Genomic DNA, 22,013 nt, shown 5'->3' on the forward strand with positions numbered 1-22,013 from the left:
ATGAACGACCAGCGCCTGCTGATCACCGGAGCGGCCGGCACGGTCGGCACCCTGATGCGCCCCCGGCTGCGCCGCCCGGGGCGTGTGCTGCGCCTCTTGGACCTCGCCCCGCAGCCCGCGGCCGAACCTGGCGAGGCGGTGGAACTGCTGACCGGCTCGGTGACCGACGCCGAGGTGATGAAGAGCGCCTGCCAGGATGTCGACGCCCTGATCCACCTGGGCGGCCTCAGCAGAGAGGACACCTGGGAAGCCACCCTCGACGTCAACATCGGCGGCACACACACCGTGCTCGACGCCGCCCGCGAGGCCCAGGTGCCCCGGGTCGTCCTGGCGTCGAGCAACCACGCCGTCGGCTTCCGCACCACGGACGAGGGCGGTTCCGACGGGCTGCCGGCGGACTCCTCACCGCGCCCCGACACCTACTACGGCGTCAGCAAGGCCGCGATCGAGGCCCTGGGCAGCCTCTACCACTCCCGCTTCGGGATGGACGTCACCGCGATCCGGATCGGCTCGTGCTTCGAGACGCCACTCCCGCTGGGCGAACGCGGCCTGTCCACCTGGCTGTCCCCCGACGACTGCGCCCGCCTCCTCGAAGCGTGCCTGGCCACGACCTCCCCGGGATACCGCCTCATCTGGGGCGTCTCGGACAACGCGCGCCGCACCTTCTCGCTGGCCGAAGCCGAGGCCCTGGGCTACACCCCGCGGGACGACGCCGAGGTCTACGCGCCGCGCCTGGCCGCACCGCCCGCGCCCGACGGCACCCTCGCGGAACTGGTCGGCGGCTCGTTCTGCACGGCACCGCTGGGGCGGCACAACCCGCTGTGACGGCGCGGCCCCTCGCTCAGCCGGGCACCCGGGACCGGCCAGGCCGGACCGACGGCGCCCCCGCGAACCGGCGGCCGGCGTGGTCGGCGGGTGAGGGCGTCACCCGGATCAGCGCGTTGACGAGGTGGTCCATCGCATCGGTGCCCGGCCTGTCGGTGAGGTTGGAGAGCAGCCGCACCATGAAACGCATGGCGCCGGGGGACCGCACGGCGTGCTGTGTGACGAGCGAGGTGAAGGCGGGCCGCGCCATCAGCGCCGAGAAGCCGCGCCCGAGGCGGTAGTACCGGCCCAGCCGGTATGCCATCTGGGCCGGGTAGTGCTCCAGCGCCCGCTCCCGGGCGGGGCCCGCCGGGCGGGCCAGCGCCTGGCCCGCCACGTCGGCGGCCAGTTCGGCCGACTCCATGGCGTAGGTGATGCCCTCGCCGTTGCACGGGTTGACCATGCCGCCGGCGTCACCGATCAGCAGGAGCCCGTCGCGGTAGTGGGGGAGGCGGTTGAACCCCATCGGCAGGGCGGCGCCGCGCAGGGGTCCTTCCGCGTTGCCGGGCTCGCGCAGCCCCCACGCTGCGGGGGTACGGGCCAGCCACGTCTCCAGCAGCCTGCGCGTCTGTATGGCGCCGGTGCGGGAGTCGTTGAGGACGCCGAGGCCGACGTTGACCCTCCCGTCGCCCAGGGGAAAGATCCAGCTGTATCCGGGGAGGATCCGGCCGTCCTCGCGGCGCAGGTCCAACCAGGACTCCAGATACGGGTCCAGGTGTCTGGCGCTGTGGAAGTAGCGCCGTACCGCGGTGCCCACAGGGCGCTTCCTGAGCCGTTCGATACCCATGGAAACGGCGAGGCGCCCCGCGACGCCGTCCGCCGCGATCACCAGCGGAGCGGCGAAGTCGCGCTCCCGCCCTCCCGGTCCGGCCGTCGAGACGCCCACGACACGCCCGGCGCGGTCCAGCAGCGGACCGGTGACCTTCGTGCGGGTGTGCAGGCGGGCCCCCGCGGCCTCGGCGTGCCGGGCGAGGAGCTGGTCGAAGTCCTCGCGCGTGCGGGTGAGCCCGTACGCGGGAAAGGCGCTGCACTCGGGCCAGTCGAGCTCCAGGGTCCGGCCCCGGGAGACGAACCGCAGGCCCCGGTTGCGCATCCAGCCGGGGGCCGAGGTGTCGATGCCCATCCGCACCAACTGGCGTACGGCCCGGGGCGTCAGGCCGTCGCCGCAGACCTTCTCGCGGGGGAACTCCGACTTCTCCAGGAGCGCCACGGACAGTCCCTGGCGGGCCAGGTGCCAGGCCGCGGTGGAGCCGCCAGGGCCCGCACCCACGACGATCACCTGCGCCCGCTCCGCCGCCGGCCGGCTCACGCGTGGGCCACCTGGGGCAGCGGCGCCGTGTCGGGTGCGGCGCAGGCGGGGCGGACCGCGCGGTGCAGGGCGACGATGCCGCCGGTGAGGTTGCGCCACGAGACGCGCGTCCAGCCACTGCCGGCGATCACGGAGGCGAGGGCGGGCTGGTCGTACCAGGCGCGGATGGTGTCGGCGAGGTAGGTGTAGGCGTCCGGATTGCTGGAGACCCGGCGGGCGATCCGCGGCAGACCGCCCATCAGGTACCGCAGGTACACGGTGCGGAACGGCCCCCACGTCGGATGGCTGAACTCGCAGACCACTAGCCGGCCGCCGGGCCGCACCACCCTGGCCATCTCGCGGAGCGCGGCGGCGGGGTCCACGACGTTGCGCAGCCCGAACATGATGGTCGCCGCGTCGAACGCGGACTCCTCGAAGGGGAGGGAGAGGGCGTCACCCACGCGGAGCGTGACGGGCCGGTGCGTGCCCCGGCCGACCATCCCGGGCGAGCGGTCGATCCCGACGACGGCGGCGCCCGAGCGGGCGAGGGCCTCGGTGGACACGCCCGTACCGCAGGCGACGTCCAGGCAGCGCTCCCCGGGCCGCAGGCCCAGGGCCTCGCGGGTTCGGGCCCGCCACGTCCTGTCCGCTCCGGCGGACAGCAGGGTGTTGGTCAGGTCGTAGCGCCGCGCCGCCTGGTCGAACATCGCGGACACGGCGTCGGGTTGCTTGGCGAGAGTCGCCCTCGGCATCGCTGCTCCTGGGGAAACGGTGTGCGAAGTGGGGGTCAGAGGTTTCCGCGCAGCTCCTGCTCGCGCTCGACGGCCTCGAAGAGCGCCTTGAAGTTGCCCTTGCCGAAGCCCTGGCTGCCGTGGCGTTCGATCAGTTCGATGAAGAAGGTCGGACGGTCCACCAGGGGGCGGGTGAAGATCTGTAGCAGGTAGCCGTCCTCGTCCCGGTCCACCAGGATGCCGCGGGAGCGCAGCTCGTCGATGTCGACGCGTACGGAGCCGATCCGCGAGCGCAGCACGGGATCGTCGTAGTAGGCGCGCGGAGTGGGCAGGAAGTCGACACCGGCGGCCCGCAGGGCGTCCGTCGCGGCGAGGATGTCCTCGGTCTCCAGGGCGATGTGCTGGGTCCCAGGCCCCCGGTGGTAGGTGAGGTACTCGTCGATCTGGGAGCGGCGCCGTCCTGGCGCCGGTTCGTTGAGCGGGAGCTTGACCTTCTGCGAGCCGTCGGTGACGACCTTGCTCATCAGGGCCGAGTACGCGGTGGCGATGTCGTCCTCGACGAACTCGGCCATCGTCGAGAAGTCCATGGTGCGGCGGTAGAAGCCGACCCACTCCTCCAGCAGACCGAGTTCGACACAGCCCACGAGGTGGTCGACGCGGTGGAAGAGGCGCGGGCCCGGGGGGCGGGGGCAGCCGGGGGAGGGCGCCTCGAAGCCGGGCAGGAAGGGCCCGCTGTAGGAGCGGCGCTCGACCAGGGTGTGCCGCAGGTCGCCGTAGGTGGCGATGGCCGCCGTGCGCACCGCACCGAACTCGTCCCGCGCCGTCGTCGGCTCCTGGAGCACTCGGGCACCGGCGCGGGCGGCGTACACGAGCCCCTCGTCGAGGTTGCCGACCCGGAGAGCGATGTCGCTGACCCCGTCGCCGTGCAGCGCCGCCCACCGGGTGGCGGGGCTGTCGGGTTCCCCGCCGCCCGTCACCACGAAGCGGACGCTGCCCGAGGTGAGCACGTACTCGGCGTGTCCCTGCGGTGAGTTCTCGGGCCGCCGGCACGCGGTGATCTCCATGCCGAAGGCCGAGACGTAGAAGTGGGCGGCCTGGCGGGCGTTTCCCACGCACAGCCTGATGTGGTCGATTCCGGCGACGTCCCACGGGCGGGCGTCGCCCTGGGCGCCCGCGGCGGGGGCGCCCGCTGCGGCTTCGGTCGTGTCGAGTGCCGTCGGCTCCATGGTGGCGTCCCCTGCGTTGACTACATGGGCTATCACTATATGTGCCTATGTGATGCGTATAGTGACTATTGACCTTTTCACGCCGTTTCACCGATCGTTCACGAACGCGCTTTCGACATCGTTCGCTCCGGTCGACGAGCACCGAACGCCAAGAGGGAAACCATGACCACCGCGATGACCGTCCCGTCGGAAGGGCCGGACGCCCCTGCCCCCACCGGCCCCGCCGAGCTGGACATGGACCGGCTGTCCCTCCTGCTCTTCGGGCACGCGGCGTTCCAGTACCTCAACGCCGCCTGCGAGCTGAGGCTGCTGGACCTGCTCATGGAGCGGGGGCCGCTGGACGCCACTCGGATCAGGTCCGAACTGGGACTGGCCGAGCGGGCCGCCGACATCCTGCTGCTGGGCTGCACCTCGCTGGGGCTCATCCGCAAGGAGGAGGGGAGGTACCAGGCGGCGGCGCTGATCGAGTCACTGGCCGAGGAGGGCAGCTGGAGCAAGCTGCGGGACACCGTCGCCTTCGAAGCGCACATCGTCTACCCGGGGCAGGAGGACTTCGTCGACTCCCTGCGCGAGAACTCCAACGTCGGGCTGCGGCGCGTCCCCGGCGACCACCCCGACCTGTACCACCGCTTCAGCCTCCACCCCCACCTGGAGGCGGTGTTCTACCGGTACATGCGCTCCTGGTCCCAGCTGGCCAACGCACACCTCGTCGCAGCGCTCGACCTCCACGGCGCCACCCGGCTCCTCGACTGCGGCGGAGGCGACGCCGTCAACGCGCTCGCCCTGGCCGCACACCACCCCCACCTCGAGGTGACCGTCCTGGAGATCCCCTCCTCGGCCCCGATGACGGAGAAGAAGATCTCCGAGGCGGGGCTGGGCGAGCGCGTCTCGGTACAGCCGTGCGACATGTTCGCCGACGCCTTTCCCGGCGGGATGGACTGCGTCCTCTTCGCCCACCAGCTGGTCATCTGGACGCCCGAGGAGAACACCGCGCTGCTGCGCAAGGCCCACGACGCCCTCGACCCCGGCGGGCGTGTCGTCATCTTCAACTCGATGTCGAACGACGAGGGCGACGGCCCCGTGGTGGCGGCCCTGGACAGCGTCTACTTCGCCTCCCTGCCGGCCGAGGGAGGCATGATCTACCCGTGGCGGCTGCACGAGGAGTGCCTGCGCGCGGCCGGTTTCACCGCGATCGAACGCGTCGAGGTACCAGGGTGGACGCCCCACGGCATCATCGTCGCCACCAAGCCCGCCGCCGAGCCTGCCACCAAGCCCGCCGCCGAGCAGCGCGCATGAGCGACGCGCCGGGCAGCAGCGCACCGCGGCCGGCAACCGCCTCACCGGCGCCCGGCTCGTTCGCCGCCTTCGTCCAACTCGCCAGGGTCAAGTTCCTCTTCCAGTCGATGATGGTGACCGGCTTCGGCGTGACCCTCGCCGTCCACGCGACCGGCACCTTTTCACTGCCCTGGTACCTGCTGACGCTGGCGTTCGCCTGGTCGACGCACCTGATGACCCACTTCTGCAACGAGTACTTCGACCTGGAGGCCGACCGGGCCAACCCGCGGCCGACCGCCTGGACGGGCGGCAGCCGCGTCCTCGTCGACGGGCTGCTCACCCCCGCCACCAGCATCGGCGCCGCGTTCGTCCTGCTGTTCACCTCGCTGGCTCTCGTCCTGGCGATGCCCACGCTGCCCGCCCGGCTGCTGGCGGGCGGGCTGACCGCGCTCGCCTGGTTCTACACGGCACCGCCCCTGCGGCTGAACTACCACGCGCTGGGCGAGGCGAGCTGCGCGGCCGTCCTGTACGCAATGGGCCCCCTCCTCGCCGCCGTCCTGCAACCCGGCGGACCCGGCGCGCTGCTCTGGTGGTGCACGGGCCTCGTCGCGGCGCTCCAGGTGCTGCGCTGCCTGGTGATGAACCTCGCGGACATCGAGGGTGACGCCCTCGTGGGCAAGGCCACCCTGGCCGGCGTGCTCGGCCCCCGCAGGGTCACCCACGTCTACACGGCGGGCCAGACCCTTCTGTACGCCGGCGTGCTCGTCCTGGCACTCACCCAGGTGCTGCCCGCGCTGGTGGCCGCCGCGCAGCTGCTGGTCGCACCGGTCGCGGGCCTGGTGGTGCGCGGGCTGCGCACCGACGCGATGTCCGATACCGGGCGCTCGGGCGGCGTCACCTTCTGGGCGTCCATGCAACTGCCGCTCACCACCTGCGCGACCACGCTCGCCCTCCTCGCCGACCTGCTGTCGGCCGGGCGGCCGGCTCCCGCGCTCTGGAACGCCATCGCGGGCGGAACCGCGCTGCTGTTCACCGCGTGGTTGTACCGCGCTGTCGCCGCCGCCCGGCGTCCCGCACACCACGAGGACACCGGGAGCGCGGCGCCCGTGCCCCCGGAGCCTCACGCGTCCACGAAACCGCGCCCGCTGCCGGTGGAGCCCGTACGGGAGGGGCGCGAGGCGCGATGAGCGCACCGGTGAGTCCCCCGGCGAGGGCTCACGAGATCGCCGTTTCGGTCTGCCGACGGGCGCACGCGCGGCTGGAGCCCACGCTGCGCACAGCCGTGCGCACCCTGCCGCGACAGCTGTCCCGGATGAGCGGCTACCACTTCGGATGGTGGGGACCCGACGGGGAGGAGACCGGCCGCGCCATGCCGGGCAAGGCCGTCCGCCCGGCACTGGCCTACCTCGCGGCGGAGGCGCTGGGCGCGCCCGCCGAGCAGGCCACCCCCGGGGCCGCCGCTGTCGAACTCGTCCACAACTTCGCCCTCGTCCACGACGACATCATGGACGGCGACTCCACCCGCAGGGGCCGGCCCGCGCTGTGGCAGCAGTACGGCACGGGGGCGGCGCTGCTGGCAGGAGACGGCCTGTTCGCGCTCGCAGCCGACACGCTGGCCTCGCCGCGTACCCAGCGGTCCTGCTGGGCCCTCACCCTGCTGACCCGTTCCATGCTCACCACCTTGCACGGACAGGCGTACGACCACGACTTCACCCGGGCCCCCTGGAGCGGCCCCGGCGCCGTGACTCTCGCGGACTACCGCCGTGCCGCGTCCGCCAAGACGGGCGCGCTGCTGGCGGCGGCCACCGCCATCGGGGCGCTGCTGGCCGGGGGCGGGCCGCGGGAGGTGGCACGGTTCGCCCGGTTCGGCCGCGGGCTCGGCGTGGCCTTCCAGTGCGCCGACGACGTCCTCGGCCTGTGGGGCGAGCCGTCCGGCACCGGCAAGCCGGTCGGCACCGACCTGCGCGAAGGCCGCAGAACCCTGCCCCTCGTCGCGGCGCTCACCTCCGGCACCACGGCAGGTGACCGGCTGCACGCCCTCCTGCGGCGTCGCTCCGGTGGACGGCTGAACGCCGAGGAGTTGGACACCGCCCTGGAGCTGATCGAGGCCGCGGGCGGCCGGGCCGCGACCGAAGCGGAGGCACGCCGCCAACAGCAGGCGGCCGTCGGCGCGGTGGCCGGCCTGCCGATGCCCGCTCGCGTCCGCACCGAACTGCTCGCCACCGCGCACTACGTGACGGCACGACGGACATGAGCACGCCCCGCCGCCGCGACGCCCCGCACCGCGCCGCCGGTCTCTCCGCCTCGCACCACGCCCCGGCGCTCCGCGCCGCCGGCCTCTCCGCCTCGCACCACGCACCCGGGCTCGGCGTTCCGGAAAGCGAGCACATGCTGCGTCACCGCTGGTGGGCGAGGCTGCGCCGCCGCTGGCGGGCCACAGGAGCCGACCTGCCCCGCGGTGACCCCCTGCCCGCGCACCCGGCCCCCATGGAGGGATATCTGTGGCGCTTCACGGACCCGGTCGGCGGGCGCGTCCTGCTCCTGGCCTGCGGTGTCAACCACCACCCGCGACGCCCCTGGACCACGGTCGTCGCCGCGGCGCACCCCGGCGGCCTGGTGCGCTCGGCCAGCGTCGAGGGAACCGGGGCCGACACCACCGCCTACCGCATCGCCGCGCACCCCGCGATCGAGCTGACCCGCGACCGGTTGCGGGCGCGCGTCGGTGACGAGGTCGATCTCCGGTGCGCGCTGCGCCCGTACCACACCTGGCCACCGCGCCGCTTCCTGCACGGCAGCGGTGTCTTCTCCCTCGTCCCGGGACTCGACCACTACTGGCACCCCCACCTGTTCGGCGCCACGGTGGAGGGCACGGTGCGGCTGCGCGACCGGACCTGGGACCTGGCCGGCTGCCAGGTCTACGCGGAGAAGTCCTGGGGGAGAGGCTTTCCGCGCGCCTGGTGGTGGGGCCAGGCCCACGGCTTCGACCGCCAGGACCTGTGTGTCGCCTTCGCGGGAGGTCTGCTGGGCCGGGGCAGGCTGACCGTGCCCGTGGGCGGCCTCGTCGTCGGTATCGGCGGAAGGACGGTGAGCCTGGTCCCACCCGGGGCGTGGGTGCGGGCCAGGGTCGGGGACGGCAGCTGGCACGTGAGTGGCCGCTCACCGCGCTACCAGATCGAGATGACCGGCACGGCCGCGGGCGACCGGCCGCTCCGGCTGCCCGTGCCGCTGCTCGACCCGTATCGTTTCGGCCATTCCCTCCAGCATCTGTCAGGACGGCTGGAGGTACGCATCCGCCGCGACGGACGCCTGCTCTACGCCGGGACCTCTCACCTCGCCGGACTGGAGACGGGAGGAGTGTGAACGGGGAGGGGCGCGGGCCCGCGGGTGCCGTCTTCGGATCGGATGACAATCGCATAACGGGAGGGTGGTGGGGCGTTGCCGCGAGCCCCGCGCGTCGTTGGTAGCGGCGTGAGAGAAGTCGAGTGGTACGAAGAAACGGTTCCTCGTTGGGTGGGGTGGGCGCGGTACCTCCTGCTCGGCATCGCGGTCTGCGCCCTCACAGCGGCGCTGCTGGCGAACTGGGACGCGGTCTGAACAACCGCGTCACCCGCCGCCGGGAGGCGGCCCACCTCAGCGCGCGGTCCGCAGGCCCCTCGGAACGAGGAGGCGTTGGAGGAGTGCGAGGGCGGCGTCGGCGGCCAGGGCGAGGGCGACGGCGAGCGCGCCGGCGCCGATGAACTGGGTGTGTAAGGGCGACTGGAGCGCCTTGAGGATCAGCGAGCCGAGGCCCTGGTCGACAACGTAGGCGGCGATGGCGACGATCCCGGTCGTCATGACCGTCGTCACCCGCAGCCCCGAGATCAGCGAAGGGACGGCGAGCCGCAGTTCGACCCTGAAGAGGATCTGCCGGCGGGTGAGGCCCATGCCGTGCGCCGCACGCACCGCGTCCTCGGGGACCTCCCGCAGCCCGGTGAGGATCGTGGTGAACAGCAGATAGAGGCTGTAGAGGACGAGCGCGATTCCACGGTGAGCACGGAGAAACCGGCGACGGCCACACCCACGGCCACAGGGACGCGGAGACGGAGACCCTGACGCGGTTGCCCGCGCCGAAGGCGGTGCCCGATGGCGAACAGCGGTACCCGCACGTCGTAGGCGCGGCCGGGCTCCAACGGCTCGGGCTCGGCGTGCCCGTCGCGGTGGGTGAGGTTGAGCAGCCCCGTGGTGACCAGCTTCGACGGGCCGTCGGGGAAGACCTCGCACAGCCGCACCGCCAGCTGCGCCTGCGGCCGGTCGGCGGTGACGCGCAGCGTGACGGAGGGCGCGCCGAGAATCTCGACGCCCTCCTCCAGCACAGGGCCGGTGAACGTGTGCGAGCGTCCGTCGCCGGCTGCCTGGTCCCCGTACTGGCCGGGAACGTCACCGAACTTGAGGAAGTCGCCTGACGCGGCGCCGACCGGGAGCGCGGAGCGCAGCTGCGCCGTCGCCGGGCCGTCAGACCAGGGGCTCAGCGCGGTGCGCTGCGGCGCGACACCCGGTGCGGGCCAGGACGGTTCGGTGACCCAGCGCCCGGGGCGCAGCTCGCGGTCGCTGCCCACCGGCGCGGAGTCGGGCATCCAGGCGCGCAGCCGGGGTTCTTCCATGTCCCGGCTCGGCCTGGTGCGGGTAGGTGTGCGCCCACGGGCCGATCAGCGCCTTGGCGGGGGCGTGTTCCGGGTCGAGGTGTTCGAGCAGCCGGAAGACGGCGCCCCGGTAGGGGTCGAGCCGGCCCCCGACCGCGTAGACGGGTACTTGGATCGCGGAGAAGTCCTCGCAGACGACCCGTGCTGCCAGTAGGCGTCGCGCCGCTGGTGGGCGAGCCACGTGTGGGCGTAAGGGCCGGTCGCCTCCAGCCGCTCCAGCCGCGCGTCGCGCCACGCGTCGCCGAGCACCGCGGGGTCGCCTGGCCGGGCGTTGTAGGCGAGCATCGTCGCCGCCCACGGCAGCATCTCGGAGGCCACCTGTGTCTGCGTGGCCATGCATGCCCGCGCCGGGCGGCCCGGAGCGGAATCCGAACCCGGTCCCGAACCGCGAAGCCGCCCGCCGGAGGCTCGGCGGGCGGCTTCGCCGACAGCTCGCGACTCAGGAGACGAAGCCCCGCGTCACATGCGTGCCGGCGCCGTCGTTCTCGGCCTGGTAGCCGGACTCGCCGACGCAGTCGCTGTACTCGTAGTTGGCCCTGGAGGTACCGCTCAGGCCGCCGGCGTCCGTGGAGGTCGGACCCCCGAAGACCACGTCGGATCTGGGCATCTCGGCGCAGCTGGGGACCCCGAGGTAGTACTCCACGAAGCCTCCCTGGGAACCTTGGAGATCGCCGCTCCCGGCCGGCAGCGTGTACGTCCCCAGGTGGGTGGCCTCGCCGGTGACCGTGTCCGTCGCCGTGCCGCTCCAGGTGTCGGTTCCCGTCCGCTCGACCTTGATGTCGTAGCGGTGCCCGTACACGGCGTCGAAGTCCACCGCGCAGGTGACACCGGGACCGCCGTCGGCCCCCTCGTGGCAGAGCGGGTCGGAGGTGGTCGCGCCTTGTGTGAAGGTGGAGAAGCGGGCGGACAACCGCTCGTTCGAGCCGCTGTTCTCCCGCGGTTGCAGACCGGTGTAGCCCATGCCGTCCGCGAAGCTGTACTGCTGGGCGAAGTAGATCCCTTCCTTGTGGGCCGTGGCCGGATTGACGGTGACGGGGAAGGTGATGTTGGTCATCCCCGAGGACGGCGTGTTGTCGATCGACCAGCCGACCGACACGTTGCCGCCCCCGACATCCGCGGACGCCGCGTGCGGCGTCGCGATCAGCAAAGCGGCAGCCGCCGCTGCGGGTAGCGCACAACGGCGGAGTGTCCCGACTACTGACATGTGCTTCCTCATCTCTGTGGGGGAGAGGGAGACCTGTGTGAGGGAGAGGGAAACCGCGCTTTCCGAAACCGGCGGTTCCCTGGTCTGTGAAAGCCCTGGGAAACGCTGTTCGGATCTCGGCCGTCCGCCCTCGCGGAATTCTCTACTCGGCTCCCGACGGCGACTCCATGGACTAACGCGGCCCTCCCCTTGGACTCCCGGGGGACGCCGCGCCGACGGCCCGACGAGAAGGGGCGGGATGCGGACGGCCCCGGGACGGCGCGCCGCGCCGATAACCAGTGGCGCGGGCGGGGCGGGCAGGAAGGGTGGGACGAACGAGGCGCCGGAGGCGCCGGGTTCGACGACGGCTGAGGTGTCCGGCCATGCCGAGTTCCAAGGAGAGCTATGGAATCGCCCCGGCGCGCCGGGTGGGCGCCGGCGAACTGCGGATGGATGCTCGGCGGTTTCGCCGGGGTCACGGCCGCACCCGAACTCCTTCCCCGCTGGGCCGTGCCCCTTTGCTGGCTCGTCTACCTCGCGGTGCTGGCGGCATTGATGAGTCGCCTGGCACAACGTATGGGTCTCCTCCTGGTGATACCGCTCGTCGCGTATCTCGCGGCCCTTTACTTCCTGTGCGTCGTCGAACTGCGCGCCGATATTCTGATGCGCGTACGCGGACAACTCGTCCACACGGTGGTGACCGGGGAACGGGTGACCTCCCCGCGCGGATACCTGATCCGTCACTACACCCTTTCCCGGCCCGACGGCTCACCGGTGGCAGGAGGCGAGATCGACGACGGCACCGTGCTGGAACGCGGCCGGCATCTGACGGTCTACGAGGACCCCGGGGCGAGATCCAGCCCAGCACCCCGGGGCACACCGACCCGAGGACCCGCGCCGTGTTCGCAGGGGGACTGCTGGCCCTCGCGACCGGGGCGGTCGTCTGGGCGGCGTACTCCCGCTCACTGGAACGCCTCGCCGACGACCCGAAGGACCGAGGGCTGTGAGCTCACGCTCGTCCGCCGACATGCTCCCGTAGGCGATCGGCGGACGTGGTGTCCACGTCTTCCCCGCCGAGGACGCGGGCGGTGGTCACGCCCCCGGCTGGGACGCTGCGCGGAACGCGGAGGCAGCGTGCGTTCCGCGACCCGCGTCCTGCACGAGGGCAGGGAGCTGTTCGTCGAGGAGCTTGACCCGACGGACCACGAGGAACGTCAGCTGCCGGGGTCCTCGGCGGCTCACGGGTCGTGGACGCGGTCGCGGCCTTCGACCGTACCCCCGCCCGGTCGCACCCGCCCCTGACGACACCGCTGGCAGGCCCCGGCGCCCCGGCCCGCACCGTGACACCCGGCGCTGCCCGCGACGGCGCGGGCCTCGATGAGGTGTGGCGCTCGTGGGCCACCGAGCTGTGACGCGTGCCGGCCACCCGCTCACCGGCACACGCGACTGCGCCCGCCGAGCGCGCGTGTGCGTCCGCGCCGCCCCGGGGTCACCGCGTACGGAGGCCCTCCAGCATCCGTCGCTGGTGGCGCTCGCCGGTCGTCTCGTAGCCGAGCACGGTGACGAAGGGGGCGAGCATCACCACGAGCAGGCACACCGCGAGCGCGACGCCCGCCGCGGACAGGAACACCGCGACGGCCAGCACCACGAACGTGAGGGAGATCAGCAACAGGTGGTAGCGGTCCACCGCCGACAGCAGCAACGTCTGTAGCAAGTAGACCATCAGCAGGTAGAGGCCGACCGGCACCGCGAGGGAGAGCACGACCGCGACCTCACCGATGCGCGCGTCGTGCTCCAGTTGCAGTCCGGCCACGTGCAGTCCGGCGCCGGCTCCCGCGATGCCGACGAAGAGCGGGATGTGCCCGTAGCCGAAGAGGTAACCGCGGCCGCGGCGGTGGACCAGGATGTCACCGAAGGGCAGGGCGAAGTAGACCCACCACATGCCGAACGTCAGGCCGACACCGGCGATGACGACAGCGACCGCGTTCCCGGTCCAGTGGGTCCCGTCCCCGCCGCCGAGCAGACCGCCGGAGGAGGCGACGGTGCCGACCACTCCTTCGCCGAGCGTGATGATCGCGAAAAGGCTGTACCGCTCCGCCACATGGTGCGGATGCCAGGGGGTGCCGCCGGCCTCGCCCTGGGTGAGGACCGGCAGCACCAGTTCCCCCACCGCCAGCACCGCGAAGGCGCCGAACGCCGCGGCGAGCGGCATGGGTACGAACCCGACGACGATCCAGCCCGCCTGGACGAGCACGGTCCAGCGGATGTTCGCCATGCCCACGTCGTGGAAAGGGGGCGACTGCCGGGCCGCCCGCCACCACTGCGCCACCATCGCGACGCGCATCACGACGTAGCCGATGACGATCACCCGCAGCTCCAGGTGCCCGCCCTCCTCAAGGGAGTGGAACATCGCGGGCAGGCCGAGGGAGAACACGACGACGCCGGTCATCTGCACCATCGTCAGTGCCCGGTAGAGCCAGTCGTCGGTGCCGAAAGCGGAGGCGAACCAGCTGAAGCTGATCCACGCGACGCTGATCGCGAACATCGCGAGCACGAACGCGGTGACCGCCTCTCCCGGGTGTCCTGCCGCGAGCATCTCGGCGAAGTGGGAGGCGGCGGTGCCCACCGCGATCACGAAGCTGAGGTCGAACAGCAGCTCCAGGGGCGTGGAGACCCGGCCGCTCTCGTGCGGGTCGCGGCCGGTCATCGGCCGCAGGCGGTGGGCCGGCCCGCTCCCTTCATCCGTACCAGGGGCTTGCGCATCACTCATACGCAGCATGGTGACGCAAGCGGAGGTGTCGGGGCGGTCTCGCCACCGCGGCGGCCCGCCTGTGCGAGCGTCTCGGCCACGAGGTCACCGAGCTCACCGCCCCGTACAGAACGGCCGAGGTGGGCCCCGCGTCGGCCGTGGTGATGGGAAGCGACCTGGTGGCCAGGGCCGACGCCCGACTGGACCAGCTCGGCCGGCGGCTCGCCGACGACCTCGAACTCTTCACGCGCCTGCTCTACGACACCTACCACCGCCTGGGCGCCGCCGACGTGAGCCGGGCGCTGCGGCGGATCCAGGAGATCGGCTGGGAGGTGGGCGCCGCCTTCCGGACGGTCGACGTGCTGCTGAGCCCGACGCTCGCACAGCCCGGTGCGGTGGTGCGCTGATCGTCCCGGTGGCTGGGACAGAGCCGAGGGGATCTTCCGTGGTGTGTCTCACTTGGGGCCCCCTTCCACGTCGGTCCCCGGACGTCTTTTTGCGGGCCCCCCGCACGCGTGCGGCGGCTCGTCGGCCACGGCGGCGGACAAGTGGGGCAAGAAGCGGGGCATTCTCCTGCTCGGAGCCGTCTTCGTCGCCGGCAGCCTCGTCTGCGCGTGCGCGAACTCATTCCCGGCGCTGCTGGTGGGACGGGCACTCCAGGGCTGTCTCGTCGGCGTCGTCACCATGTCCTACAGCCTCGTGCGGGACATCATGCCGCGCGACTTCGTACCCCTCGGGCTGAAACCGTGGTGACCTGCGGGTCGCTGGCGGCCAAGGACCTCGTCGGCTGAGCGCGGCCGGCTGACTCGCCGGGTGCCGCTCGGCCGTCGGATACCGCTGAGTGGGACCGTCCCGCTGTGCACGCCACCGCACTGTTCAACTCGACCCGCACACTGTGCCGAAGCGGTCGCTTCGGCGGAAGGGAAGGCCACCCATGACCACCGCGGACGACGTTCGCTCCATCGAGGCGGACGCCCTTCCGACGCGCTTCGCCCGTGGCTGGCACTGCCTGGGACTCGCGCGTGACTTCACCGATGGAAAGCCGCACACCGTCCGGGCGTTCGGGCGGAAACTGGTCGTCTGTGCCGCCTCGGACGGCACCCTCAACGTGCTCGACGCCTACTGCCGGCACATGGGCGGCGCCCTGTCACGCGGCACAGTGGAGGGCGACGACATCGCCTGCCCGTTCCACGCGTGGCGCTGGGGCGGAGACGGGCGCTGCACCCGCGTTCCGCACGCCCGGCGTGTACCGCTGCGCGCACGGACGGCGGCGTCCCACCGTGCGGCAGGACGGTCTGCTGTTCGTCTGGAACGAATCCGGAGGGCAAGCCGCCTCCCGAGGACGTGACCGCCCCCCCCGTATCGCGGGTGCGACGAGCGACGACTGGACGGATTGGTCCTGGTACTCCGTCGAGACCAAGGGGGCGAACTGCCGCGAGATCATCGACAACGTGGTGGACATGGCGCACTTCTTCACGTGCACTACTCGTTCCCCACGTACTTCAAGAACATCTCGCCGGCACCGGGGCTGCCTCCGGCGAGGGCGGCGCGGGCACCGTCCGACGGCGGGCGCTTCGGCGACGCACGGACCGACGCCCCGCTCCTCGACCGGCTGGTGGCCGTCACCCCTGACCCCGCCAGGGAAGGGGCGCCGCCGCCCCGCGACGCCGTCGAACACCCGGCGCGGGAGCCGCAGGCGCCTCAGCCCCACACGCGCGACACCGCGCTCCCGCTCAACGTCTCCAGCTTCTTGGCCTGCGCGTCCGCCCGGTCGAGCAGGGCGGCGAGGGCGTCGCCGTCCAGGCCGGGCTCGCTGTCGGTGAGACCGGCCAGCGTCCGCCAGCAGGACATCTTGGCCTGTACGCCGAAGCGCATCGCCTCCAGCTCCAGCACGTCGCTGAGCGGCGAGCGGGACGTCAGGCTGCCGTTCAGCTTCAACCGTCCGGCCTTCTCGGCCAGCCACCCCGCCCGTACCCGGGACCGCCGGACGGGAACGCCCAGCCGCGCCATGATCCCGATGAGCGTCTCGCGGTCCTCGGCGACCTCACGGGCCAGGTCCTCCAGCGCGGAGCCCGCGGCCCGGCCCCTGTGGGTCTTCGCCGTGCGGCGCAGCAGCTCGGTGCCCGCGGTGGCCCCGGCGAGGTGGTCGTTGAGGTAGATACTCAGGAGCGTACGCGGTGACGGCATGGCACCTTCCTGGAGCTGACAGGACGCGGACGGGCGCCTCGGCCGGTGGCCGGTGGGCTATGGCAGGGGCCGCCGGCCATGGCCTCAGGCCCGTGGCCTGCGGTGAGGCACCGAGAGCTGACTTCCCCCGCGGCCCGAGCGCCATGTCCCCTCCCTCCGCGGTCACTCGACCGGTGGCCCCGCCGAGCGCGGCCCGGCAGGTGGCGGACACGGGCGCCACCGCGTGCGGCCCCGTGGAAGACACGGCAGAGGCAGACCGCGTGGCTCACCTCAGCGCCGTGCCGCGTGGGCTCACGTGAGAGCCGTCGCGAAGCGGGTGGCCAGCGCGGCGGGTGCGGTGATGGCCGTGCCGACGACGGCGGCCCAGGCTCCGGCGTCGAGGGCGGCACGCGCGTCCGCCGGTGTGCGCAGCCGCCCTTCGGCGCAGACGGGCACCCGCACGCGGGGCGCCAGCGCGCGGACCAGCTCCAGGTCGGGCCCGGAGGACTGCGGGCTGTCCGCGGTGTAACCGGACAGGGTGGTGGAGATCAGGTCGGCGCCGAGCGCGGCGGCTCGAAGGCCCTCGTCCAGCGTGGAGACGTCGGCCATGAAGAGCTTGCCCGCTTCGTGGACGGCGCGGACCGTCTCGGCGAGGGGGCGTCCGTCCGGGCGGGGGCGCGCGGTGGCGTCGACGGCGACCACGTCGGCACCGGCGCGTGCGATGGCCCGTGCGTGGCCGGCGGTCGGGGTGATGTAGACGCCGTCGGCGCCGTCCTTCCACAGGCCGATGAGGGGCAGGTCCACGACGGCGCGGACGGCCTCGACGTCCTCGACGCCCTGGATGCGGACCCCCGCCACGGGGGCACCCGCGCAGACGGAGGCGGCGATCGCGGCGATGTGGGCGGGGGAGCGCAGCGGGTCTCCGGGCGGTGCCTGGCAGGAGACGATCAGCCGGCCGCGCACCCCCGCGAGCAGGGCGTCGGCGCGTGCGGTGGGCATCGTGGTGCGGCTCGGCGGTGCGCTGCCGGTCGCGGGCTCGCTCATGGTGCGTCCTTTGTCGACGAGGGGGTGCGTGGGTGTGCGGTGCCGCCCGGGCCGGTCGCCCTGGCGGGCTCCTCCCGCAGGAGGGCGGCGGCGCCGACGACGGCCGCGCGGGGACCGAGGGCGGCCGGCACGGGACGGAGGCGGGAGGGACCCGGCAGCAGCTCGGCGGCGAATGCCTCGGTCAGCGGACGCCAGAACGGTGCGCCGACGGAGGCGACTCCGCCGCCGATCACCACCCGCTCGGGGTCGAGGGTGTTGACCAGGCCCGCCAGCGCACGGCCCAGCGCGCCCGCCCCCTGAGCGAGTACTTCACGGGCCGTCGCGCTCTCCTCCTCGCCCTGACGGCTGCCGCCTTGCCCGCCACCTCCAGCCTGGGCACCCTCTGCCGCCTCTCCGGCCAGTGCCGCCACGTGCCGCAGGTCGACCGGGTGTGCGGCCCCGGTCCGTTCCGCGAAGCGGGCGGCGATGGCGGGTCCCGAGGCGATGGCCTCCAGGTGCCCTGAGCGTCCGCAGTTGCAGGGGCGTCCAGCGGCCTCGGGCACCGCGATGTGACCGAACTCGCCGGCCGTCCAGTGCTCACCGCGCAGCAGCCGGCCCCCGGTGACGATGCCGCCCCCGATGCCGGTGCCGACGCTGACGTAGAGCGCGGTCGTGCAGCCTGCGCCGGCGCCGTGTACCTGCTCGGCCAGGGCGAAGACGTTGGCGTCGTTGTCGGCCGCCACCGGCATGCCCAGTCGCGCCGCCAGCTCCTCGCCCAGCCGGGTGCCGGCCCAGCCGGGCAGCAGGTCGTTGGCGGAGACGACCGTGCCGTCGTCCCGGTTGACGACGCCTCCGGTGCCCACGCCGAGACCCGAAGCCCGTTCGTACCCGGGGAGTTCGCGGACGGCCTGGGCGATGGCGTCAAGGACGGCCACCGGGCCCTGCGCGGCCGGGGTGGGCCGGACGGCCGACGCCAGCAGCGTGCCGTCCTCCGCCACCAGCCCCACGGCGATCTTGGTGCCGCCGACGTCGGCGCCCACGCGTGTGCGCGCTTCCCAGGACGCTCTTACCCGGCCGGTCATGAGCGGGCCGTCCTGCGGACGGTGAAGCGGATGTCGTACCGGTCCGCGCGGTAGAGGGTGGTGGTCGCCTCGACGGGGCTCTCGCGGCGGTCGAGGCCCACGCGCTGCACCCGCAGGCCCGAGCTGCCGACCGGCACGCCCAGCAGCGCCGACTCGGTCTCGGCCAGATCCACGGCGCGCACGATCTGCTCGGCGGAGCCGATTTCCAGACCGTGGCGGACGCTCAGCAGCTCGTAGAGCGACCCGCTCAGGTCCTCCTCCGCCAGCCCCGGCACCCGTTGGGCGGGCAGGTGGACGGTCTCCAGGCACATCGGCGCCCCGTCGGCCAGCCGCAGCCGGCTGACGCGGACGACCTCCGCCTCGGGGTCGATCTCCAGCAGCCCTGCCACCTGCCGTCCCGCCCGTACCGTCCCGGCGGCCAGAAGGCGTGAGGCGGGCTCCAGGTCGCGGTCGCGCATGTCCTCGGAGAAGGAGGTGAGGGCGAGAGACTTGGAGACCACGGCCGGCGCGACGAACGTGCCGGCTCCCTGCACGCGGTAGACGGCGCCGGCGGCCTCCAGCGCGTCCAGGGCCTGGCGCACGGTGTTGCGTGAGACGCCGTGGCGGGCGGAGATCTCCCGCTCGGTGGGCAGCGGCGTGTGCGGTGGCGAGCCGGCCATCTCGGCCAGCAGCGTCATCCGCAGCTCCTCGTACTTCGGCTGTCCGGCCACGCTCGCCCCTCCAATGGGTGTCCGCCGTGCACGGCGGCTGACGATCATAGGTACCAACCAATATGGGAAATATTACGAGAGACCTTGTGTGAAGCCAAGTGGGCTGCAAGATTGGTACCTGCCAATCAGGGGGGTGCTCCGAGGATGTCGAGAAGGGACGCGCCATGACGTCACCCAGCTGTACGGCCGCGCAGCGCGACGGAGCCGCCCTGAGGCCGGTCCTCGGCGTGACACTGGTGGCGGCGCTGGGCGGGCTGCTGTTCGGCTACGACACCGGCGTCATCTCCGGAGCGCTGCTGGCCATCGAGTCGGACTTCGAGCTGTCCGCCTTCAGCTCAGGCGTCGTCGTCAGCTCCCTCCTGGTCGGCGCGATGGCCGGCGCCGCCGGCGCGGGTGGTCTCGCCGACCGCCACGGGCGCCGTCCGGTGCTCGTCGCTGCCGCCGCGATCTTCACCGTCGGTGCCGTCCTCGCCGCCCTGGCCCCCTCTGCGGTGGTTCTCACGGCCGCCCGTGTGGTGCTCGGCCTGGGCATCGGCGTCGCCTCGAACCTGGTCCCGGTCTTCATCGCCGAGCTCGCGCCGCCCCGCTACCGGGGACGGCTCGTCGGACTCAACCAGTTGATGATCACCTTCGGTATCGTCCTGGCCTACGTCGCCAACTACGCGCTGGAGAACGTCACCCACAGCTGGCGGTGGATGTTCGGGCTGGCCGCGCTCCCCGCGCTCCTCTTCGGCATCGGCATGCTGCTACAGCCGGAATCACCGCGCTGGCTGGCGCTCAACAGCGGCCAGGAACGTGCCCGCGCCGTTCTCGCCCGGCTGCGCGGACACAGCGACACCGCTGCTCTCCAGGCCGAACTGGCCGACATGGCCGCCACCTCCACCACGCGGGGAAACGGCGCACGCGGTGCGGGACGGTGGCGGGCTCTGACCGCGCGCTCGGTGCGTCCCGCCATCGTGGCAGGGGTCGGGCTGCAAATCCTCGGGCAGGCGTCCGGCGTCAACACGGTGATCTACTACGCGCCGAAGATATTCCAGAGCAGCGGTCTGGGATCGTCGTCCGCCATCCTGGCAACCGTCGGGGTCGGCGTCGTGAACCTGCTCATGACGCCCGTCGGGATGGCCGCCGTCGACCGGTTCGGCCGCAAGAAGCTGCTCGCGAGCGGCGCCGCGGTGATGACGGCCGCACTCGCCGGACTGGCCGCCACGCTCGCCGCCGGAGGCCAGAACTCCTCCTGCGCCTGGCTGGCCGTCCTGTGCGTCGTCGTCTTCGTCGCCGCGGTGGCCACCACACTGAACGTGGTGGTCTTCATCATCCCCTCCGAGCTGTATCCGCAGCGCATCCGCGGTACGGCCATGAGCGCCACGATGTTCTCCAACTGGACGATGAACTTCGTGGTCTCCCTCACCTTCCTCACCCTGCTCGACGCGCTCGGCGGCCCGAACACCTTCGCCCTCTACGCAGCCGTGTGCGCGCTCCTGACCCTCTTCGCGATCCGGCGCATCCCCGAGACGCGCGGCAAGAGCCTGGAGGAGATCGAACGCGAACTCGCCTCACGCACGGCCTGAGGTGCCCAGCCGGGCAACACCCCCTCGACCACGGGCGCGGGGGTCACGCCGTGGAGGAGGGGTGCACCGCGCCCGGCGCGTCCGAGGACGTGCTCGCCTCCGCCGGCGGCGGGGACGGCGGACGGGGCGCGGAGCTGCGCGGGCGGCGGGTGCGGGGGCCGAAGACCGCCAGGGCGAGCGCGCCGACGATCCAGGTGCCCGCGATGAACCAGAAGACGCTCTGGTACCCGGTCCGGTTGTAGAGCGCCGCGATGACCAGGGGGCCCGCCGCGTTGGAGAGCCGGCCGATGCCGTAGGAGATGCCGGTGCCCAGGGCGCGGCTGCGGGTGTCGAAGAGCTCGGGGGAGTAGGCGTAGGCCAGCGCCGTGTAGCCGCGTTCGAAGAGGTTGACCAGGAACCCGAAGCAGACGATCAGCAGCGGGTCGAAGGTGAGACCGTACAGCAGCCCGCACCCCGCGATGACCACGGCGAAGGCGGCCAGGCACCACTTGCGTTCGAACCGGTCGGTCACCAGCGCCGCGAGGTAGGACCCCAGGGGAGCGCCGACGGTCGTGAGCGCCACGTAGAAGACCGACTTCTCGACGCTGATGCCTTCCTTGGCCAGCAGGGTGGGTGCCCAGCTGGAGTAGCCGAAGAAGCCGATGGTCTGGGTGACCCACAAGACGGTCAGCAGGAGGGTCGGTGCGAGGTACTTCCACCGCAGCAGCAGTCTGAGCGGCGCCTTGGCGCGGTGGGGCTCGTCGACAGGCGGCCGGGGCGGGGGCAGCGGCCCCTTTTCGGCGGCGACCTGGGTCTCTATCGCGGTGAGCACCGCGTCGGCACGCTGGTGGTCGCCCTTGCTCTCCAGCCAGCGCGGCGACTCCTTGAGGTGCCGCGCGAACAGGAGCAGCAGGATGCCGAGCGCGCCCCACAGGTAGACCAGGCGCCAGGTCCCCTCGCCGAGCGGAACGACGGCGCTGGCGATCAGGTTGGTGACGGGGGTGCCGCAGATGCCGATGACGATGGCGTAGGCCTGGAACTTGCCGCGGACGGCCGCCGGATACATCTCGTTGACGTAGATGACGGCCACGACGGTCATCGCGGAGAGGCCCGCCGAGGTCAGGACGCGGAAGACACCGAGCGAGACCAGGTCCCAGGAGAAGACGGCGGCGAAGGAGAAGAGCCCGAAGCCGGCCGTCGTCCACAGCAGCGCGTTCTTGCGCCCCCACCGGTCGGCGAGGGCCCCGGCGGTGACGGAGCCCACGAACATGCCGACGAAGGAGAGTGAGGTGACGTAGGCGATCTGGTTGACGGTGACGCCCCACAGGTCGATCAGCTTGGGGGCTGTGGTGGCGAAGCTGTTGATGTCGGCGAACTCGAAGAAGTACGCGAAGGAGACCGCGAGCAGGGTGAGCTTGTGGAACCGGGAGACGGGCAGTCGATCCAGCCGGTTCACCGCGTTGGAGTGCTGCATGAGGTGGCCTTGTCGA

23 protein-coding genes and 2 pseudogenes are annotated in these 22,013 nt (G+C 72.5%); 12 read left to right on the top strand and 13 right to left on the bottom strand.

The genetic code is table 11. From position 1 onward, the window contains the following. Window positions 1-825 carry an NAD-dependent epimerase/dehydratase family protein gene (locus tag DQ392_RS16360; RefSeq protein ID WP_114016364.1) on the top strand — a complete coding sequence of 275 codons (825 nt, stop codon included), beginning with the start codon at window positions 1-3 and terminating at the stop codon, window positions 823-825. Window positions 826-841: 16 nt separating this feature from the next. On the opposite strand, the gene DQ392_RS16365 is transcribed toward DQ392_RS16360, so the two are convergent. From DQ392_RS16365 to hppD, 3 genes are read right to left on the bottom strand one after another with little or no spacing between them, the layout of a single operon-like run. Further along, window positions 842-2,173 carry a geranylgeranyl reductase family protein gene (locus tag DQ392_RS16365; RefSeq protein ID WP_114016365.1) on the bottom strand — a complete coding sequence of 444 codons (1,332 nt, stop codon included), beginning with the start codon at window positions 2,171-2,173 and terminating at the stop codon, window positions 842-844. Then, the gene (locus DQ392_RS16370; RefSeq protein ID WP_114016366.1) at window positions 2,170-2,904 is read right to left on the bottom strand and encodes a demethylmenaquinone methyltransferase; all 735 of its coding nucleotides are present in this window, start codon (window positions 2,902-2,904) and stop codon (window positions 2,170-2,172) included. The genes DQ392_RS16365 and DQ392_RS16370 overlap by 4 nt, the downstream gene beginning before the upstream one ends. Window positions 2,905-2,939: 35 nt before the next feature. After that, window positions 2,940-4,109, bottom strand: coding sequence for a 4-hydroxyphenylpyruvate dioxygenase (hppD, locus tag DQ392_RS16375; protein ID WP_114016367.1), 1,170 nt, complete (start codon window positions 4,107-4,109; stop codon window positions 2,940-2,942). A gap of 162 nt (window positions 4,110-4,271) precedes the next feature. Between hppD and DQ392_RS16380 the strand changes: the two genes are divergently transcribed. The 5 genes from DQ392_RS16380 (at window position 4,272) to DQ392_RS35850 (ending at window position 8,978) form a co-directional block, all read left to right on the top strand. Further along, window positions 4,272-5,405: a methyltransferase gene (locus tag DQ392_RS16380; protein WP_281272999.1), complete on the top strand. Its 1,134-nt coding sequence runs from the start codon at window positions 4,272-4,274 to the stop codon at window positions 5,403-5,405. Next, window positions 5,402-6,571 carry a prenyltransferase gene (locus DQ392_RS16385; protein ID WP_114016368.1) on the top strand — a complete coding sequence of 390 codons (1,170 nt, stop codon included), beginning with the start codon at window positions 5,402-5,404 and terminating at the stop codon, window positions 6,569-6,571. The genes DQ392_RS16380 and DQ392_RS16385 overlap by 4 nt, the downstream gene beginning before the upstream one ends. Window positions 6,572-6,579: 8 nt before the next feature. After that, a complete protein-coding gene (locus DQ392_RS16390; protein WP_181856454.1) occupies window positions 6,580-7,638 on the top strand; it encodes a polyprenyl synthetase family protein in 1,059 nt (352 codons plus the stop codon). Continuing rightward, entirely contained in the window at window positions 7,635-8,744 is a 1,110-nt protein-coding gene (locus tag DQ392_RS16395; RefSeq protein ID WP_114016370.1) for a tocopherol cyclase family protein, read from the top strand. Before DQ392_RS16390 ends, DQ392_RS16395 begins: the two co-directional genes overlap by 4 nt. A gap of 108 nt (window positions 8,745-8,852) precedes the next feature. Then, window positions 8,853-8,978 carry a hypothetical protein gene (locus tag DQ392_RS35850; RefSeq protein ID WP_281273000.1) on the top strand — a complete coding sequence of 42 codons (126 nt, stop codon included), beginning with the start codon at window positions 8,853-8,855 and terminating at the stop codon, window positions 8,976-8,978. 36 nt (window positions 8,979-9,014) lie between these two features. Here DQ392_RS35850 and DQ392_RS16400 read toward each other — a convergent pair whose 3' ends face one another. The 4 genes and pseudogenes from DQ392_RS16400 to DQ392_RS16410 form a co-directional block, all read right to left on the bottom strand. After that, a complete protein-coding gene (locus DQ392_RS16400; protein ID WP_245981612.1) occupies window positions 9,015-9,362 on the bottom strand; it encodes an ABC transporter permease subunit in 348 nt (115 codons plus the stop codon). Beyond that, window positions 9,245-10,024, bottom strand: a complete 780-nt coding sequence (locus DQ392_RS35240) for a CocE/NonD family hydrolase C-terminal non-catalytic domain-containing protein (protein WP_245981544.1) — start codon at window positions 10,022-10,024, stop codon at window positions 9,245-9,247. Before DQ392_RS35240 ends, DQ392_RS16400 begins: the two co-directional genes overlap by 118 nt. Before the next feature lie 82 nt (window positions 10,025-10,106). Beyond that, window positions 10,107-10,403, bottom strand: a pseudogene (locus DQ392_RS35245) (hypothetical protein); the annotation flags it as partial. 99 nt (window positions 10,404-10,502) lie between these two features. Then, on the bottom strand, window positions 10,503-11,210 hold the full coding sequence (locus DQ392_RS16410; protein ID WP_245981548.1) for a hypothetical protein: 708 nt from the start codon (window positions 11,208-11,210) through the stop codon (window positions 10,503-10,505). A gap of 1,283 nt (window positions 11,211-12,493) precedes the next feature. Between DQ392_RS16410 and DQ392_RS34475 the strand changes: the two genes are divergently transcribed. Next, entirely contained in the window at window positions 12,494-12,658 is a 165-nt protein-coding gene (locus tag DQ392_RS34475; RefSeq protein WP_181856455.1) for a hypothetical protein, read from the top strand. Window positions 12,659-12,735: 77 nt separating this feature from the next. Here DQ392_RS34475 and DQ392_RS16415 read toward each other — a convergent pair whose 3' ends face one another. Further along, window positions 12,736-14,016: a low temperature requirement protein A gene (locus DQ392_RS16415; RefSeq protein ID WP_114016587.1), complete on the bottom strand. Its 1,281-nt coding sequence runs from the start codon at window positions 14,014-14,016 to the stop codon at window positions 12,736-12,738. Between the two features lie 119 nt (window positions 14,017-14,135). Between DQ392_RS16415 and DQ392_RS16420 the strand changes: the two genes are divergently transcribed. From DQ392_RS16420 to DQ392_RS35855, 4 genes and pseudogenes are all read left to right on the top strand, one after another. Further along, window positions 14,136-14,402: a hypothetical protein gene (locus DQ392_RS16420; protein WP_114016372.1), complete on the top strand. Its 267-nt coding sequence runs from the start codon at window positions 14,136-14,138 to the stop codon at window positions 14,400-14,402. A gap of 52 nt (window positions 14,403-14,454) precedes the next feature. After that, window positions 14,455-14,748, top strand: coding sequence for an MFS transporter (locus tag DQ392_RS16425; protein WP_245981550.1), 294 nt, complete (start codon window positions 14,455-14,457; stop codon window positions 14,746-14,748). Between the two features lie 181 nt (window positions 14,749-14,929). Then, entirely contained in the window at window positions 14,930-15,343 is a 414-nt protein-coding gene (locus tag DQ392_RS16430; RefSeq protein WP_281273001.1) for a Rieske 2Fe-2S domain-containing protein, read from the top strand. Next, window positions 15,276-15,461 (top strand): annotated as a pseudogene (locus tag DQ392_RS35855) (3-ketosteroid-9-alpha-hydroxylase); the annotation flags it as partial. The gene DQ392_RS16430 and the pseudogene DQ392_RS35855, both read left to right, overlap by 68 nt. 235 nt (window positions 15,462-15,696) lie before the next feature. On the opposite strand, the gene DQ392_RS16435 reads toward DQ392_RS35855, so the two are convergent. The 4 genes from DQ392_RS16435 to DQ392_RS16450 all read right to left on the bottom strand — a co-directional run bounded on the left by DQ392_RS16435 (window position 15,697) and on the right by DQ392_RS16450 (window position 18,976). Beyond that, window positions 15,697-16,182: a hypothetical protein gene (locus DQ392_RS16435; protein WP_114016588.1), complete on the bottom strand. Its 486-nt coding sequence runs from the start codon at window positions 16,180-16,182 to the stop codon at window positions 15,697-15,699. A gap of 291 nt (window positions 16,183-16,473) precedes the next feature. Continuing rightward, window positions 16,474-17,160 carry an N-acetylmannosamine-6-phosphate 2-epimerase gene (locus DQ392_RS16440; protein WP_245981613.1) on the bottom strand — a complete coding sequence of 229 codons (687 nt, stop codon included), beginning with the start codon at window positions 17,158-17,160 and terminating at the stop codon, window positions 16,474-16,476. Window positions 17,161-17,201: 41 nt separating this feature from the next. Further along, on the bottom strand, window positions 17,202-18,266 hold the full coding sequence (locus tag DQ392_RS16445) for an ROK family protein (RefSeq protein WP_114016374.1): 1,065 nt from the start codon (window positions 18,264-18,266) through the stop codon (window positions 17,202-17,204). Further along, window positions 18,263-18,976, bottom strand: coding sequence for a GntR family transcriptional regulator (locus tag DQ392_RS16450; RefSeq protein ID WP_114016375.1), 714 nt, complete (start codon window positions 18,974-18,976; stop codon window positions 18,263-18,265). Before DQ392_RS16450 ends, DQ392_RS16445 begins: the two co-directional genes overlap by 4 nt. A 164-nt stretch (window positions 18,977-19,140) precedes the next feature. Between DQ392_RS16450 and DQ392_RS16455 the strand changes: the two genes are divergently transcribed. Then, on the top strand, window positions 19,141-20,544 hold the full coding sequence (locus tag DQ392_RS16455; protein WP_114016376.1) for a sugar porter family MFS transporter: 1,404 nt from the start codon (window positions 19,141-19,143) through the stop codon (window positions 20,542-20,544). Window positions 20,545-20,587: 43 nt separating this feature from the next. On the opposite strand, the gene DQ392_RS16460 is transcribed toward DQ392_RS16455, so the two are convergent. After that, window positions 20,588-21,997, bottom strand: a complete 1,410-nt coding sequence (locus DQ392_RS16460) for an MFS transporter (RefSeq protein ID WP_114016377.1) — start codon at window positions 21,995-21,997, stop codon at window positions 20,588-20,590. Window positions 21,998-22,013: the final 16 nt, after the last annotated feature.

The organism is Streptomyces reniochalinae, assembly GCF_003323735.1.
Taxonomy (GTDB): Bacteria; Actinomycetota; Actinomycetes; order Streptomycetales; family Streptomycetaceae; genus Streptomyces; species Streptomyces reniochalinae.

What these genes read in the sequence shown, in the direction of transcription:
- DQ392_RS16360 (WP_114016364.1), top strand. Translation starts at nt 1, where the DNA reads ATGAACGACCAGCGCCTGCTGATCACCGGAGCGGCCGGCACGGTCGGC.
- DQ392_RS16370 (WP_114016366.1), bottom strand. Translation starts at nt 2,904, where the DNA reads ATGCCGAGGGCGACTCTCGCCAAGCAACCCGACGCCGTGTCCGCGATG.
- hppD (WP_114016367.1), bottom strand. Translation starts at nt 4,109, where the DNA reads ATGGAGCCGACGGCACTCGACACGACCGAAGCCGCAGCGGGCGCCCCC.
- DQ392_RS16380 (WP_281272999.1), top strand. Translation starts at nt 4,272, where the DNA reads ATGACCACCGCGATGACCGTCCCGTCGGAAGGGCCGGACGCCCCTGCC.
- DQ392_RS16385 (WP_114016368.1), top strand. Translation starts at nt 5,402, where the DNA reads ATGAGCGACGCGCCGGGCAGCAGCGCACCGCGGCCGGCAACCGCCTCA.
- DQ392_RS16395 (WP_114016370.1), top strand. Translation starts at nt 7,635, where the DNA reads ATGAGCACGCCCCGCCGCCGCGACGCCCCGCACCGCGCCGCCGGTCTC.
- DQ392_RS35240 (WP_245981544.1), bottom strand. Translation starts at nt 10,024, where the DNA reads ATGGAAGAACCCCGGCTGCGCGCCTGGATGCCCGACTCCGCGCCGGTG.
- DQ392_RS16415 (WP_114016587.1), bottom strand. Translation starts at nt 14,016, where the DNA reads ATGAGTGATGCGCAAGCCCCTGGTACGGATGAAGGGAGCGGGCCGGCC.
- DQ392_RS16430 (WP_281273001.1), top strand. Translation starts at nt 14,930, where the DNA reads ATGACCACCGCGGACGACGTTCGCTCCATCGAGGCGGACGCCCTTCCG.
- DQ392_RS16435 (WP_114016588.1), bottom strand. Translation starts at nt 16,182, where the DNA reads ATGCCGTCACCGCGTACGCTCCTGAGTATCTACCTCAACGACCACCTC.
- DQ392_RS16440 (WP_245981613.1), bottom strand. Translation starts at nt 17,160, where the DNA reads ATGCCCACCGCACGCGCCGACGCCCTGCTCGCGGGGGTGCGCGGCCGG.
- DQ392_RS16445 (WP_114016374.1), bottom strand. Translation starts at nt 18,266, where the DNA reads ATGACCGGCCGGGTAAGAGCGTCCTGGGAAGCGCGCACACGCGTGGGC.
- DQ392_RS16455 (WP_114016376.1), top strand. Translation starts at nt 19,141, where the DNA reads ATGACGTCACCCAGCTGTACGGCCGCGCAGCGCGACGGAGCCGCCCTG.
- DQ392_RS16460 (WP_114016377.1), bottom strand. Translation starts at nt 21,997, where the DNA reads ATGCAGCACTCCAACGCGGTGAACCGGCTGGATCGACTGCCCGTCTCC.